13 protein-coding genes are annotated in these 16,355 nt (G+C 42.0%); all 13 read right to left on the bottom strand.

Going from position 1 to position 16,355, the window contains the following annotated elements; genetic code table 11:
- Positions 1-145 precede the first annotated feature (145 nt).
- On the bottom strand, positions 146-508 hold the full coding sequence (locus Q9R25_RS10555; protein ID WP_311283216.1) for a GNAT family N-acetyltransferase: 363 nt from the start codon (positions 506-508) through the stop codon (positions 146-148).
- Between the two features lie 49 nt (positions 509-557).
- Positions 558-1,508, bottom strand: coding sequence for a hypothetical protein (locus Q9R25_RS10550; protein WP_215244198.1), 951 nt, complete (start codon positions 1,506-1,508; stop codon positions 558-560).
- Between the two features lie 210 nt (positions 1,509-1,718).
- A complete protein-coding gene (locus tag Q9R25_RS10545; RefSeq protein ID WP_311283124.1) occupies positions 1,719-2,489 on the bottom strand; it encodes a DUF6602 domain-containing protein in 771 nt (256 codons plus the stop codon).
- Between the two features lie 128 nt (positions 2,490-2,617).
- On the bottom strand, positions 2,618-7,009 hold the full coding sequence (locus Q9R25_RS10540; RefSeq protein WP_311283123.1) for a hypothetical protein: 4,392 nt from the start codon (positions 7,007-7,009) through the stop codon (positions 2,618-2,620).
- Positions 7,010-7,310: 301 nt separating this feature from the next.
- Positions 7,311-7,790: a 23S rRNA (pseudouridine(1915)-N(3))-methyltransferase RlmH gene (rlmH, locus tag Q9R25_RS10535; RefSeq protein ID WP_074034007.1), complete on the bottom strand. Its 480-nt coding sequence runs from the start codon at positions 7,788-7,790 to the stop codon at positions 7,311-7,313.
- An 83-nt stretch (positions 7,791-7,873) separates the two neighbouring features.
- Complete coding sequence (locus tag Q9R25_RS10530) at positions 7,874-8,035, bottom strand: CxxH/CxxC protein (protein ID WP_015880243.1); 162 nt, start codon at positions 8,033-8,035, stop codon at positions 7,874-7,876.
- A gap of 37 nt (positions 8,036-8,072) precedes the next feature.
- The gene (locus Q9R25_RS10525) at positions 8,073-9,332 is read right to left on the bottom strand and encodes a S1C family serine protease (protein WP_214691419.1); all 1,260 of its coding nucleotides are present in this window, start codon (positions 9,330-9,332) and stop codon (positions 8,073-8,075) included.
- 51 nt (positions 9,333-9,383) lie between these two features.
- The gene (locus Q9R25_RS10520) at positions 9,384-10,175 is read right to left on the bottom strand and encodes an MBL fold metallo-hydrolase (RefSeq protein WP_015880241.1); all 792 of its coding nucleotides are present in this window, start codon (positions 10,173-10,175) and stop codon (positions 9,384-9,386) included.
- Between the two features lie 13 nt (positions 10,176-10,188).
- Positions 10,189-11,013 (bottom strand): two-component system regulatory protein YycI, encoded by an 825-nt coding sequence (locus Q9R25_RS10515; RefSeq protein WP_159563198.1) that lies wholly within the window; start codon positions 11,011-11,013, stop codon positions 10,189-10,191.
- Entirely contained in the window at positions 11,000-12,382 is a 1,383-nt protein-coding gene (gene yycH / locus Q9R25_RS10510; RefSeq protein WP_311283122.1) for a two-component system activity regulator YycH, read from the bottom strand. The genes Q9R25_RS10515 and yycH overlap by 14 nt, the downstream gene beginning before the upstream one ends.
- Positions 12,382-14,223: a cell wall metabolism sensor histidine kinase WalK gene (gene walK / locus Q9R25_RS10505; RefSeq protein WP_074035234.1), complete on the bottom strand. Its 1,842-nt coding sequence runs from the start codon at positions 14,221-14,223 to the stop codon at positions 12,382-12,384. Before walK ends, yycH begins: the two co-directional genes overlap by 1 nt.
- Positions 14,224-14,226: 3 nt before the next feature.
- On the bottom strand, positions 14,227-14,937 hold the full coding sequence (gene yycF, locus Q9R25_RS10500; RefSeq protein ID WP_015880237.1) for a response regulator YycF: 711 nt from the start codon (positions 14,935-14,937) through the stop codon (positions 14,227-14,229).
- 121 nt (positions 14,938-15,058) lie between these two features.
- Positions 15,059-16,348 (bottom strand): adenylosuccinate synthase, encoded by a 1,290-nt coding sequence (locus Q9R25_RS10495; protein ID WP_078145962.1) that lies wholly within the window; start codon positions 16,346-16,348, stop codon positions 15,059-15,061.
- Positions 16,349-16,355: the final 7 nt, after the last annotated feature.

The raw sequence follows: 16,355 nt of genomic DNA, 5'->3' as shown, positions 1-16,355 counted from the left end.
ACCTGTTCGATTCCATCTATTCTTATTGACTGATAATGATAATCATTTGCCTTGTGATTCTATCACAATTTTTCGAAATCCTCAATTCTTCATAGGAGGAAAAGCTTGGAGTTGAGCGATTTTATGCATGAAAAAGACCACATCATTATGATGCAGTCTCAGGAGATGATAAAACATATTCGAGTTGTAAGTCGAGTGGTTCTGCCTCGTAGACTTCTGGCACGATTTCTTCGGCTAACGTACATCCCATCGCTTTGTAGAAATGATACGTATCAACGGCCGGATTCGCCCCGATGTATAGTTTTTTCGCACTCCGCTCGATTGCTGCCTGACAGACACGTTCAAATAATCGCTTTCCGATTCCCTGACCTCGGCAAGGACGACTCACATGAATGAAACCCAAATTCAAATGCTGGCCTTCCGTTCCGAGCGGTTGTCCGTTCAGTCCGGCAAAGCCGAGTAACGTTTCACCATTTCGGATTGCAACAACAACTCCGCCACGATCGATGTAGTAGTTGAATCGTAGCGTTCATCGTGGCCTCCTTGTGATAAAATTTTCAATCCTGTAAAGCTTCTGTCAGACGAATCATTTGAAGTTCTGACTTCACCGAATTGATAGAAGAGATCGTTTCATTAGAACGTTTAGCCAAATCCTCCGGTAAATTTTTCAATCGTTCAGACGATTCATCAAGCTCTTTCATAAATTGTTCATGTTGGCTTTGATCAATCTTAGTCACTTGTTTCTTCTCTTTCCAAAATTGCAGAGATTGGATTACTTTTTCACTCGATGACTGGAACGAATAATAAGTGGAGATCGTTTTATTTACTGACAAAAGAACCTTCGAAGAGATTTCTAATGCCTCATGTGCCTCAACAGTCGAATTCCGGATATCTTCAATTTGATAAATCAACTCAGAATCTAGCTCTTTTTCAATATCAATTAGTTTCACTGGGTCATGTGAATTTTGATAGTCACTATATGATTGCTCGACCCGTTCGCGAGTTTTTTTCATATCTGCTTTTACTTGTGATAAATGCTCTAATCGAAATAAAATGGCATCCAATTCTGTCAAAGCATTATTTGTATTACTAACATATCCACTGACTTTTCCCAAAAGCGGGTTATTCACCATGCTGTTAACGCCAGATAAAACAAGAGTGGCTGAATCAATTTGTTCTAAGAGATCTCGGATTGGAAATAACTTTTCATTCACCAACTCAACTTGATTCACAATCTCAGATAAATCTTTCTCATACTCATTTAAGTCATTTAATATTTTCGGGGTTTTTTCTTCAATGACGGCGAGTGAATCTTGTTGCATTTGCTCAATTTTCATTTGAGAGGATTGATCAGCAGAGACTTTTTCTGATTCAGACTGATTCAACTTGCTCACTATGTAACTTACTGAACCTGATACGATAAGCGATGAGACAAGCGTAATCGGTAATAAATACCGTTGAAACGTAGAAGTCCGCTTTCTCGTCAATGTATCTTTTTTCGATTCCATATGTAACGAACCTCCTTTAAATATAATGAAAAAATTATTTTTTGATGGTAATTATCTATATTGTAATGGCTGATTCTTACAACAACAATTGTATTTCTATTTTTAAGCAAGAAAAAAACCTGTATCTCATATAAGAAACACAGGTTTTGAAGTTATTTATGATACGGTTCTCCGTACTATACCTGAATGAGGTATTGAATAAAATATAAGCTATTCCGTTTCTGGAGCTGGCTTACGTAGCCTCCACATTATAAAATTTTCTTTCCCCTCAGGAATAGGGTAAAGGTGTTCATACATGGATTCTGTAATACCTAATAATTCAGTACTACTATTAATAAAATCTAGCAAGTTTGAGAAAAAGTAACTTACTGCCAAATCCCTTATTCTATAACAACTAAACTGCTTTTCTTTATTCCATTTTTTTATAAAGACACCATCCATCGAGACAATATGGTTTACACCATTGTCTATTGGTAGGGCCTCTAGTAAAGAATTTTTAAACATGCCGTTTTGTGGTTCACCTAACATTTCTGATGAATAATCTTCATTGTTTCCATTTTGTCCAAATATAAATAAGCCATTAAAAATCCGTTTTTCTCGAATTAGTGGTCCTACCTTATTAGCCTTACGAATAGCTTCCCCAATTTTGTATTTATCAGGATTTGATTTTACTTCAATAACCCCTAAAACACTTCCGGGTTGAACAATTATAAAGTCGTTTTCCTTAAAATACAGGGGCACTGAAGGATTATAGATAATAATATCGATTTGCGTAGATATACTATCACCTTCTTTTATAAACCCCGTACCTACTGCTACATTATTAGGTAAGAATCGCTTTAAGAAATTCATTAAAATTACTTCTTTATGTCTACCATCTTCTCCCCAATGCACCGAACCTATTAAATGTCTTATTCTGTTTTTATTTGCACTAAATTCGAGAGCAATAGATTTTTGATACTCTAATGAATCGGGACCCAATTTAATTTCCTCACTTTCGATTTATTTAGACATTTATTCAATTTTTCTATTTTTCATGTTCTTACAGTTACTATTTTTTTAAAAGTAGTAACTGTCGCATACCGTTGAACATAAAAGTTATGTAATAATTATCTATCCATGAGTTTTTGGCTCAAAGATCTAATTGGTCCAATTTGCTTTTCAAACATTAAATCCCATATACCGAGGCACTCTTCGGCAATATCTTTAATATCAGGTATTTGAGAATCAGAAGTTTCGTCATATAATCCAATTATTAATTTAGAAATATCATCTTCTATCCCCCACATATCCTCAATCATACTACCGGTATTTTTTATTAGATAATAACTCATTGATATTATAATATCTTTGTAATCAACTAATGATTTTGAGTTTTCTTCAAGATAATGAACAAAAGCATATACTGTTCTTCTACTTAAGCGAGAATTCATTATTTCAATTATAAAATCTTTATCTCTCTTTAAATCAATAAGGTTGTCATAAAATAGTCTTGATATCGGCATTTCCAAATCTAATGTGCTTGATTTAAATTTGCTAATTATTTCTTTTGCTAATGAATTGAATTCATCACTATCAAAATAATTAACAGTCATTTTGAGAATCCCAAGTACTTGATTTTCAGTCATTTTATCCACATCATTTATCACTTCTACAAATTCATTTTTAAGAATAAACATTTCTGTTAGGCAATATGAACCCATTTCATTTATTTTTTCATCTTGTGATTCATAGCATACTTTAATCACTTTTAATACTCTTTCACGATATTTCGGATATAGCCTGAAAAGCATATTTTTTGTACCATAGATGCCTGCTAATCTATAATCTTGTTCATATAGATTTAGAATTTTTTCTGATACCCAATCTTTTTCAATATTATAAGAAGGCCATAATGCGAATATACTTGCTAGTTTGACCGCTGGGTTTTCATCAACCGTCAACTTTTCAATTGTTTCTTTAAATTGTTTAAATAAAATACTTTCGTTCCTTAATAGTTGTTCTATTGCTTGAGCAGCGTTACCCCTTACGCAATTTATCGCATTACTTTGCAGCATATCAAAGCTGTTCATTTCTTTATCATCGCTACTAGTTACATTTGGTTTAGTAATCTCCGGGTTTTTATGGTTTACTGCAATATCTTTAAGAATATCCAATATCTCTTGAGACCATTTAACGTTTTTTTTATTTCGTATGATTGAGCAAATGTAGTTCGCACGATATGACGTATAATCATATGAAAAAGTCATTATCATTTTTTCTAATAACTTTTCCGGTACCTTATACAGATCTTCACTATATGCTACCCCACTAAATAAGAAGTCTATATATACATCCATAATCTTTTCTTTATTTAGAAGAGCTATATTAATCATTCTTTCAGGTTCTTCTGAAGCGGCATCGCCGAAACTCCTTGCAAACCCTTCAATAGAATTATCAATAATTCCACCTGAGACTTCCTTCCAACGTGAAAAATTTTTATAATTAATTTTTGAATTGGTAACAATCTCATTCCAATTTTTGTTACTTAATTTCTTCCCTGCAACTGGTGAACTTACCCATCCACCGCCGGATCTATTGGCATTTTTATATAAATTTGTTCCATTAGAGAACTTACGACTTAAAGTACGCATAAGATCTTTTGTTTGATTACTCACTCGTTCATTGGGAAGAACTTCTAATATTTCTTTTTGAAAATCACCCCAGAAGCTCCAATAAACCGTGTAACCATTTCTTTCTCTATTGTAATTAATTCTACGCATGTAACTATCTTTAGCTTTTGGTGATACATATCGAACAATTTGTTTTTCTAATTCTTTGAAATTATTCTCACTACAGAGTTTCGAATGTTTTTTCAATATTTGTTTGGCAATGAATAGTTCATCACCATTGCCACTTGTCTTATCGAAAATATTGCTATCGAAATCACTATATAAATAGGTAATTACAAAGTCACTATATCTCTCAGGCAATCTATATAATCCATCTAATATGATTTCATTAAATAAAAAGTTACCTTTCCCCAGAAATTTTTCATAGTTTTCAAGAAATTTTTCTGGTTCTTGGCCAATAATTGCTGCATTTGCCTTTTTTATAATTTGAATACAAGCTCTTTCAAGACTTCCTTTGTGATAAGTCTTCTCTGACCAATCACTATAAAGCAAACTATCCTCATTCTCAGCAGGAATGTATGGCAGTAATAAATTTAAAACTTCTTCTCCATTTTTAATAAAAATTTCAGAGTCTTCATACAGAAATTCTTCTTCGTATTTATAAATCCTTCTCCCCTTACTTTTAATTTGGTTTTCCAATAATAATGCCAATAGTCGAATTGATCTCATTTCACATTTCTTAAGCATCGATTTTAAATCAAGGTACGTATCAGCCATTTCAGGAAATCGATTATACAATCTTATTCGTAATTCAAATAACTCGTCTGTATCTTGATTTATATCATGCATAAAAAATTTTAAGAGTTTTTTATCATCTTCCTGTGAATTAAATAGATATTTTTCAATGAAATTAATATCGTCAGTTTCATAATTGGGGCTCATACTAACAAGTAATTTTATAACAAGCTCTTTTTTTGACGGATTTTTAAGCCATTTTTCTAAAATCCCGTGTTTCCGAAGCAACTGAATATATTTAGGTCTTGAATATAATACGTTATTTATAAGAGGACTATTGTAAATTTCATTTTCACAGGAGTTCAAGATAAAATACTGTATATTTCTATCTGGATTTTCTATCTGACTTAATATTTCTAAGAATACAAATTTAACAAAATACCGAACTTGCTCCGCTTCAAATATTCTTTTTCCTACACTAATAAAATCTTGGCTTTCGAATTCATATAAATTCTGCATAAACATCTGTAATTGGTACCTTTTGCCAGGGGTTTGTTTTTCTTTACTTCCAATGATATCAATGACATCTTCACCGTCATAATATCTCTGAAGCATTTTCTCAGCTAAAAAACAATCCAATATAGATTGATGGGCAAACGATACTTTATTATTTTGAATTATTAAAAAAGCATTTGAAGATAGAAACTCTAAAGATGATTTGTTTTCGTTTAAAATAGCTAAAGGAATAAATATTCTACTAGTTCTTTCTAAAAAAGTTACCATTTTATCTTTAATCTGAATTAGATTGTTTTCTTCTAATCCATATTCAAAACATTTATATGATAACTGTTTCCACCATTCGGACACCAAATGGCTTGCGGTAGAACATTCCTCATAAACTTTAGTTGGGTCTAACTGTTGCCATATATACAAATTACTTGGAATTTTTAGCATGTTTTTCAGTTTAGAAGTAAGTTGTTCATAACGCTTCCCAACAGTATTTTTTACTAATTCCTCGTCTAACTCATTAACTTGAACCTTAGACCATTGAATGACATCCTCATCCGAATCACCTTTTTTAAATAATGATTTAATATTATTATCGTTTTCCAAGTCATGTGTTCGACATACGAAAACGATGGATATTTTATTTTCCCTCTCAATATTCAATTTCTTAACCTGATTTATAATCTCGGCGCATACCAATAAAGCATCTCTAGAGTGTGCCACAGTCCAGCGTAGTGCATCCAATTGATCTAAAATAATTACTGCTCTTTCATTTTTAGAAATACCGTGAATGGAATATGTAACCGATGCAGGTAACCCTAAATCTTTCCCCCACTTTTCTGCAGTCATGCTTGGAATCCGTTTATCTAATTTAATTGCCAAATACGGTAATGCTTTTTCTTCACAATAATTAATAATATCTAATGTACACCCACTTTTTCCTCTACCAGCCTTTCCGTGTATTATCAAGGAGTTACCTGAATCTATTGTTTCTCTACACGTGGAAAATTCCTTTCGATTGATTAACCCACTTTTCAATGGAATAAACGCTTCTTTATATTCCTGATTTAATTCCATAAGCCTGAGCTTGATTTGTTCATCTACTTCAAGGTTTTTAAAACTACTTAGAAATGGTTCTGGACTAAATTTTTCTTCAATAGTTTTTACAAGTTTACTTTCTAATTTACCAATTGACTCATCAAATATTGATAGAGTAGCCTTCTCATTAAAACTCAATAATGATTCACGAAAATCAACTAGTACATCGAACAAATCAGAAAAGTACTCTTCAAAATCATCTGGTTTTTTAATGTGTGCATGATCATATTTATCTCTCTTAAAATTGACAAATTCGACAGCTTCTATTCCCAATTCTTTAGAGAATTCTTTATAATTTCCTCTTGGGACATTGTAAGCATTAAATATCCTCTGCATTATCTTATTACTAATATGATCTTGTTCTAGAAAATCTATAAAATACTTACTATCAACCTCAGTACCATCAAATTTCCAATTAAAGTCACTAACTTTATCCTCTATTTCTTTAATCAACTTTTTTTCCTCTTTATTTGATAACCCACTTGATAAAATATAACCCGCAATATTTGGTGCTATTAAAGTTCCTGCTATGTATACTAAAAAGCTCATTTTCTACCTCCTATTCGTTGTTTATAAACAGTGCTATTAAAAAGGCGACGCTTACCAATAACCTAGATTCCCTAATACAATTATATGATTAATTATTAATTATCAATAATTAATCATTAAAAACTTTTAGTATCTTTAAAGATTATTATAATCAGATTTAAATATTTTAGTACAAACTAGCTAATTTAGTGATATAAAATAAGCTCTCAAATCTATATCAAAGATTTGAAAGCTTATTCGTAATTATTAAATATGAAGCGGCACCTCGAACATTATATGAAAATCAGCGTAAATTTCTCACTTATTTATGGTACGGTTCATTCCGATTGATCCGATACGCCCGATAAATCTGCTCACACAATACAAGCTTCATGAGTTGGTGGGGGAACGTCATCTTCGAGAACGAGATTGTATCGTCCGCTCGTTTCATCACATCGTCCGACAAACCGAGCGATCCTCCGATGACGAAGGCGATTTTACTCTTTCCATACGTCGCGAGTTGATCGAGTTCACGGGCGAACTCTTCGCTCGTCCGCTGCTTTCCTTGAATCGCCAAGGCGATGACGTGCGTATCTGGGGATATCTTCGCCAAAATCCGCTCGCCTTCCTTTTGTTTTACTAGTAACATATCTGCCTCACTCAAATGCTCGGGTGCTTTTTCGTCTGAGACCTCGATTTCCTGCACTTTTGCGTAGGCAGACAGCCGCTTTGTATACTCGGCAATTCCTTGCTTTAAATATTTTTCTTTCAGTTTGCCGACCGTGATAATTGAAATATTCATCCAATTCTTCCTTTTTCCACAGTTTTTTTGGAGTTATCCATAGGGTTATCCACAGAGTTATCCACAAATCCACATGTTGATAATTAGTTTTTGCTTGACACAATATATGTTGCATCGGCTTCACAGAACTCACATGTCACGTGTTCACTTGTGGATAATTCCTCTAGCAACGGGTATTCACCTGTTTCATCCACAATGATGTCTAAAGCGATTTCAACATGTTCCTTGCATACTTTTTTTTCCACAGTTTTTCCTCCTTAAAAAAGAAGCGTCGCCGCTTCTTTATGTTGCTTCAGTTAATGTCGCCTCGGTTTTTCTTGCTTCCCCGCGACGTAAATACTCAATGGTAATCGTATCACCGACCGTCGCATCACGATAGAGCGCATCGCGTAAATCGACGTATCGTTTGATCTCCCGGTCTCCGATTTTCGTGATGACATCTCCAACACGCAGTCCCGCTTCTTCAGCCGGACTACCCGGTGTCACTTCTTCGACGAAGACACCGTCTTCCTGGTCGAAGGAGATTCCATACTCTTCTCGGATGTTTCCGGGTACAGCGATGACTTCCTGAATCGTGACACCGAGCTGTGCCCGCGTCACCTTGCCGTCGCGTTCTAACATGTCAATGACCGGTAGCGCCACGTTGACGGGAATGGAGAATCCAACCCCTTCTACGCTCGCCTCGGCGATTTTCATCGAATTGATTCCGACGAGCTCTCCACGAATGTTGATGAGCGCACCACCCGAATTCCCCGGGTTGATGGCCGCATCCGTCTGAATGACTTCCGCGTTATAATCCATCAAGCCGTCGCTGTTCGTATCGACCGGCACCGTCCGCTCGACACCACTGACGATACCACGCGTAACCGAGTTTGAGAAGACACCAAGCGGATTTCCGATGGCCATGACGGTCTCGCCAGCTTGGAGAACGGTGGAGTCACCGAGAACAATCGGCTCCACATCGATGTTTTTTGGTAACTCGACCTCAGCGACAGCCAAGTCGTTGAGCGGGTCTTCGCCTAAAATGGTTGCCGATGCGATTTGACCATCGGAAAAGGCGATGTTGACCTCGTCCGCTTCTTCGATGACATGGAAGTTCGTGACGATATAGGCCGTGTTTCCTTCTACTTTATAGATGACACCGGATCCGGCACCCGCCTCCCATTGCGAGTCCGAGGTGAACGCACGCTGGATATTGGTGATGCTGACGACGGACGTCTTCGCCCCAAGGACAGCGGTCGTGACGTCCGATTCGGTGACGGTGACGGCCTGTTCGGTCCGCGTCAGTTCATTCGTCACAAAACGAGAGGTCGGCGAATCCCAGAGCATCACGATGACAAAAAACAAAGCCGCTCCTAAGAATCCGCCAACCCCTCCGAGTAACAACGGTTTTATATTTGGTCTCGGCTTATGGCGTACGTGCTCCTCTTGCTTCGGTCGCCATTCGCTCCGAGACGGATACGTCGATTTCTCTTCTGTTGCTTCGTGTACTTCAGGTTCGACGTCTTGAGGTTCATACTCATGGTGTCTCTCTTCGTTCACGACGCGTCCCCCCTTCAAGACAGTGTGATAACTGTCTTTTCCCAAGTTTCCTTATAAAGAAACGAGTGAAGTGGGGATTGTCGGGTCCGTGTCGCACAATTTGATTCGACCTAAGTCGACGTCTCGCATGCCGAGTGTTTGTGAGACGCTCATCTGTGCGAGCTCTTTCATGTTGTTGTCCTTACTTAAGTGGGCCAAATAGATCCGTTTCGTGCGGTCACCGATGACCTCACTCATCGCGATGGCTGCATCCTCGTTCGAGACGTGGCCATAGTCGCCGAGGATTCGTCGTTTGACACTCCATGGATAACGCCCCATCTGCAACATCGAGACGTCATGGTTCGACTCAAAGATGAAGTCGTCCGCTCCACGGATGATTCCTTTCATCCGGTCCGAGACATAACCCGTGTCGGTGATATGGGCTAATCGTTTCCCGTCATGGGCAAACTGATAAAACATCGGGTCTGCCGCATCATGGCTCACGTTGAACGTCTCGATTTCAATATCCCCGAACTGTTTCACATCTCCGACTTCGATTTGAAACTTCAAGGCAGGATCAATCTTTCCAATCAGTGATTCCATCGCCGCCCATGTCTTCGCATTCGCATAAATCGGTAAATTATACTTACGTGCTAATATCCCGACACCTTTAATATGGTCGGAGTGCTCATGGGTGACGAGCAGTGCGTCGATTCCGTCAAATGACCGACCGATGGCTTCGATGCGCTGTTGCATCGCTTTTCCGGTCAATCCGGCATCGACGAGCAGCTTCGTCCGTTCCGTCTCGATATAGAGGGCGTTTCCGGTCGACCCGCTCGCTAACACACTATACTGTAAAGTCACGCAATCACTCCTTTCATTCTTTCGTTTCAAACTCCACGTGCTCGACTGTTCCATCGATTGCATTGACGAAGTAGACCTGATCATCAATTCCGATTGACCAAAGCGGTGGCATGATGATCAAACTGCCAGAGCTGTCGAGCGGTAAACTGTAAAATCCGGTATTGATGGCCCGCATCTCCTGGTTCGGTTGGAAGTACTTCCGAGACGCGAGTTGTGAGATGGCTTCACTGGCCGTCAACACGAGGTCATCTTGCGTTTTTGAGGAGAGGTCTTTTAAATGACGCTGTTTATAATCCGTCACTTCGAACGACTCGTTCAACTGAATGAGGATGAGGGACGGACCGATGTACATTTCCGTGCCACCCTCGACTTCAGGTGCTGAAAAAATCTTGTTGTCCTCGAATGTTTGTACGAAAGCAACCTGTCTCGTTTTTTCATCGTAGCGCCAGTAGGCGTACTCGTTTCCAAACGGAACATATTCCGCCACAAACGTCGAAGCGGTCGTCCGCAAATCCTTCGCATCGAGCGGCACGGGTTGTTTCAACTCGACTTCGAGTTGCATGTTGTCGAGCGTCGTCGCGAGCTGCGCCTCCCGATTTTTCGTGATCATCGCAGCTGACATCTCTTCAGACGAACCCGTCAAATAGCCGATATCTCGACCCATCCGTGGCAATTTTGCCGGATCGACGTTCCGCTGGTCTAAAATCTGCGTGATCGAGGTGTTGTCATTCGTCACGACTTCGGTCGCCCATGTTTCCGTCAGCAATTGAAACAACAGATAGATGTTCAAGGCGAGGAAGGCGAAGATTAAAATCGATTTCGCTTTACTCCAATCCACGATACATCATCCTTTCTGTCCAATCGTCTCCTTGATTGTATGGGACCCAACGGCCCGCCTCACGCACGAACCAGTTCGGTGAAAACGTCACATAGCGGCTCGTGTCCTCGTTATATTCGATCTCATAACCGATTCGAATCTCGGTCACGTTCTCAAATCGTCCGGAGTTGATGAGCGTACCGAGTACCTCATCCGCATCAGCCAACTGTGTCGTGCCGACTGTGATTAGGCGATCGATTTCCAAGTGGTTACGTGTGATTGACCGGACCTGTGCCCCGTCGTTTTCCACACGTAATGTGGATAAGTCGATGGCATCGTTGTTGATAAACGCCTCACGCTGACTGAAGACGGGATACCCTTTCACGTGAAAACGGAACACGGTCGTTTCAAATCCTTTATTGGCCGGTGTGATGGCATCGAATCGAAGGGACAGCCCTTGATTCTCAGACGCTTCATCGACCCATCCCCCGTGGAAGTTCACGAATTCCACAATGGAATCTAACCCGATTGCTGTATCACGCTCGGTGCTATTCCGAGACAGGTTTCGATAGCGACTGGCGTTCAGTTTCGCATCATATTCCGCCACACTGACACCATTCGTCAACGCCCCGACCGAGCTTGCCGGGTCGACTTCTTGAACGTTCGGGTCACCTGGGAAGAACGTATCTCGCATCCAGTCGAGACGAGTGTCGATTTGAATCGACGACACGTCATACGCGAACAACTCATTCATCTCAGGTCCGACGACCGGGATATAATTCACGCGTTCATCCGTATACGTCACGCGCTTCATCGTTCGACTCGAGTTTTTTAAGAAAAGACTGTTCACATCGTCGTTTCCGACTTTCGTCAACTTCCCTTCCCAAATGGACTGGTCGCTCATGATGGCACGAATGTTGAACGCACTGTCATCCATATAGATGAGGATTCGCTGTGGAATCTTCCCAGACAGACTATACGTTCCCGGAAGCATATAGCTGAGCGTGTCCGCATAGTAGGCCTCCGGTAAGATCAACTCCAGTCCCTCGTTGATATCCGTATAGAAACTCGGGACGTTTTTCACAGCGAGCGGCTTGAACTCACTCGCTTCAAACGAATCCCGAATGACACGCATCAGTTGCTTCGGTGTATTCTTTGAAGCGAACACAGCATTGTTGTCATGCACGACCGCTTGAACGGGAATGATGACCTGGTCCGCTCGACGCTGCAATGACTCGTCCACCGTCGTGAGTTGCGTTTCAGATTGGACGGCCTGATACGTGGGATGGTAGTCCCACAAGATGATGGTTTGAACAATCGACGTGACGATTAACGTGAGCAAAATGAACGACTTCCACAGTTCCGGCTTTGCAATCGTAAACCGTTTCATCAATCATTCACCTCCACAATCGTATCGAACGGGATCGTGAAGTAAATCGTTGTACCTCTTCCAAATTCACTCTCTGCCCAGATGTCGCCACCGTGAGCAGATACAACTTCCTTGGCAATCGATAGACCGAGTCCTGTACCACCGATGTTACGCGCCCGCGCCTTATCGACACGATAGAAACGTTCGAAAATTTTCTTTAAGTTCGACTTCGGAATCCCGACCCCTTCGTCTTTGATGCCGATGACGAGGCGTTTCGCCCGAAGCATCGTCCGGAACGTAATCGTCCCACCTTCTGGTGAGAACTTGATGGCGTTCGTGATGATGTTGTCGATGACTTGAGTCATCTTATCTTGATCGGCATGCACGTAGACGCGACGCTTCATCAGTTTGCGACGGAATTGAATCGCATCCCCTTTCGTCATCTCATGACGGTCGATGATATCGTTAAAGAACTGCACGAAGTCGAACTTCACCTTCTGCATCTTATATTCTTTACTGTCCATCTTCGAGAGCTGCAACAAGTCATTGACGAGGCGAATCATCCGTTCCGTCTCGTTTTGCGTCGTCTCTAAGAAACGTGGCGCCAATTCCTCATCCTGATAAGCACCTTCTGCAAGAACCTCCAAGTAACTACGCATCGTCGTGAGCGGTGTCCGCAATTCATGACTGACGTTCGCAACGAATTCACGGCGGTCCTGTTCGACCTGTTCTTGTTCCGTGACGTCATGCAAGACGACGATGAGACCTGTGATTGGTCCACTATGTTTTTGAATCGGTGAGAAATAGGCACGAACGAGGAACAATTCTTCATCCGTACTGAGGTCAATCAGTTTTGTCGGCATCGTGCCGTCTTCCGGAATGATGATTTCCTCTTCGAATGCGAGGAGATTTTGTAGATTCGTCCCCATCGCCTCTTCTTCATCGACCCCAATCATGTCGCGCGCCTGGTCGTTCATCAAGATGACCCGTAGCGAGCGGTCGGTCGCGACCACACCGTCGGACATGTTCTCAAGGACACTCGTCAAGCGGCGTCGTTCGGCTTCCGTCGTCGCGTTCGCCTCCATCAACTCGTCCGTCAATTCATTGAATGCGTAAGCGAGTTGACCGACCTCGTCATCCGAATACACTTTAACTTTTCGTGAGAAGTTCCCTTTCCGCATCTCGACGGCCTGCCTCCGCATATCGGCAATCGGTCGCGTGATGGTGCGCGATAAGAGAATTCCGAGGAACGAGGTGATGATGAGTGCGATCAACGTCCCTGTTGCGAGGATACGTGTCACTTGTTCCATCTGGTTGTAGATGGACTTCATCGATGCCTCGATATAGATCATCCCGGTCGTCGTACCGTCCACTTCCGACTTGATTGGAACGGCAACGACGCGCATTCGGTCATTTGAATCTTCATAGACGAGCGTCTCTTGCGCCCCGCCTGTCGCGAATGACTTTTGAATGAACGTGCTCGCGGTCCGTTGTCCGACGAGACTTTGATTATTTTGGTTCGAGGTTGCCCGGACGACACTGTTCGTGTCGATGATTTGGACTTCTCGAATGTCGTCAGCTAGCGTCGTGCTCTCTGTAAATTCAGACAGCAGCTGATCCAGTAACTGGTTCAACTGCTGGTCCGTGGTCAAGTCACTCTCGTTCGCGGCAGTCCCCTCACTGATGTTATAGCTCAGTAGGTTCGCCCGGTCGACAAGTGACTGCGAGAAGTTGTTGATGTATTGCCGTTCCAAAGAACGCACAAAGTACACGCCGATGACTTGCATCGCAACGAGAATGAGCAGCGCATAGATGACGACGAGCTTCCACTGGATTGATTTAAAGAAGTTCGTCCGTTTCATCGTTTAATCTTCTTCTCCTGCCTTCAAATAATACCCGACGCCACGACGCGTAATGATATACGTCGGAGTCGATGGATTGTCCTCAACTTTTTCACGAAGACGACGTACTGTGACATCCACGGTACGCACATCACCGAAGTAATCATAGCCCCATACCGTTTGGAGCAAGTGCTCCCGCGTCATCACTTGCCCGATGTTTTGGGCGAGGTAATGAATCAATTCGAACTCGCGATGTGTCAATTCGATCTTCTCATCCCGTTTCGTCACCATGTACGAATCCGGATGAATCGTCAAGTCGCCGATCACGATATCGTTCGCGTTGGCTCCTTTTGCTTCTGGCGCCGGTGCTGTCGCATGACGTCGCATGTTCGCTTTGACACGGGCTAACAATTCACGTGAGCTGAACGGCTTTGTGACGTAATCGTCTGCGCCGAGCTCTAGTCCGAGTACTTTGTCGATCTCGGAATCTTTTGCCGTCAACATGATGATCGGCATATCGTATTTCTTCCGCACCTCACGGCATACTTCCATGCCGTCCTTGAGCGGAAGCATGATGTCGAGCAAGATGAGATCCGGTTGAATCTCTTCTACTTTGACGAGTGCTTCTTCACCGTCATAGGCAACGTGCACCTGGTAACCTTCTTTTTCAAGTTTAAACTTCAATATATCTGCGATTGGTTGTTCGTCATCTACCACTAAAATCGTACGATCCATTCAGTGAGTCCTCCTCTTATCATTAAACGTACATGCCTACATTGTAACTCTTTTTAAACAGCTTAGAAAGCGTGGTCCATTTCCGTGGAAATAGAAAAAGAGAGCCCGGTGGCTCCCTTTCTTATGCTTCGTAAATATCACGCAAGATGACTGTCTGTTCACGAGCCGGTCCGACCGAGAACGTCAACAATTCGATTCCTGTCAATTCCTCGATGCGACGCACGTAACGCTGTGCGTTCTCCGGAAGGTCTTCAAAGCGACGAACCCCTGTGATATCCTCTGTCCAGCCAGGAAGCTCTTCGTATACCGGTACACACTTCTCAAGGACGCGGAAGTTCGGTGGATACTCGTCAAGATGCTTTCCTTCATACTCATACGATGTACAAATCTTGAGCGTCTCAAGACCTGTCAGCACATCGATTGAGTTGAGGCAAAGATCTGTGATCCCACTGACGCGGCGTGAGTGACGCACGACGACCGAGTCGAACCAGCCGACACGGCGTGGACGACCTGTTGTCGTTCCATATTCTTTCCCGACTTCACGGATTGTATGACCGATCTCATCGTCGAGCTCTGTCGGGAACGGACCGTCTCCAACGCGTGACGTATATGCTTTACAGACACCAACCACGTGATGAATCTTCGATGGCCCGATTCCGGCACCACTCGATACGCCGCCTGATGCAGCATTCGACGATGTGACAAACGGATACGTTCCATGGTCGATATCGAGAAGGACCCCTTGAGCCCCTTCAAAGAGAACTTTTTTCTCTTCGTCGAGCGCATCGTTCAACACGACCGATGTATCACACACGTATTTCGCGAACTGTTGACCATACGCGTAGTATTCTTCAAAGATGTCATCGAACTCGATTGGATCGACTTCATACATTTTCACGAACATGCGATTTTTTAGTTCAAGTACAGTCTTTAGCTTCTCCGCAAACACTTCTTTGTCGAGAAGGTCGGCGATGCGAATCCCGATACGTGCCGCCTTGTCCATATACGCTGGACCGATTCCTTTCAGTGTCGTACCGACTTTCGCGTCACCTTTCGCCTCTTCTTCGAGACGATCTTGAAGCTGGTGGTATGGCAAGATGATATGCGCCCGGTTCGAGATCCGGAGGTTATCCGTGCTCACACCCCGTTCATGTAAGTAAGCGAGTTCTGTCACGAGTGATTTCGGGTTGACGACCATCCCGTTCCCGATGACACACGTCTTATCCGAATAGAAAATCCCAGACGGAATGAGGTGAAGTTTATATTTCGTATCATTGAAGACGATCGTGTGACCAGCGTTGTCTCCCCCTTGATAACGCGCGACGACTTCGGCTTGTTTCGATAAGAAATCGGTGATCTTCCCTTTCCCTTCATCGCCCCACTGCGTTCCCACTACGACTACTGATGACATAATGAAT

The organism is Exiguobacterium sp. BG5(2022) (assembly GCF_031844365.1).
In the GTDB taxonomy this organism is placed as follows: Bacteria; Bacillota; Bacilli; order Exiguobacteriales; family Exiguobacteriaceae; genus Exiguobacterium; species Exiguobacterium profundum.
This window is presented reverse-complemented; position numbering and strand designations above follow the sequence as displayed.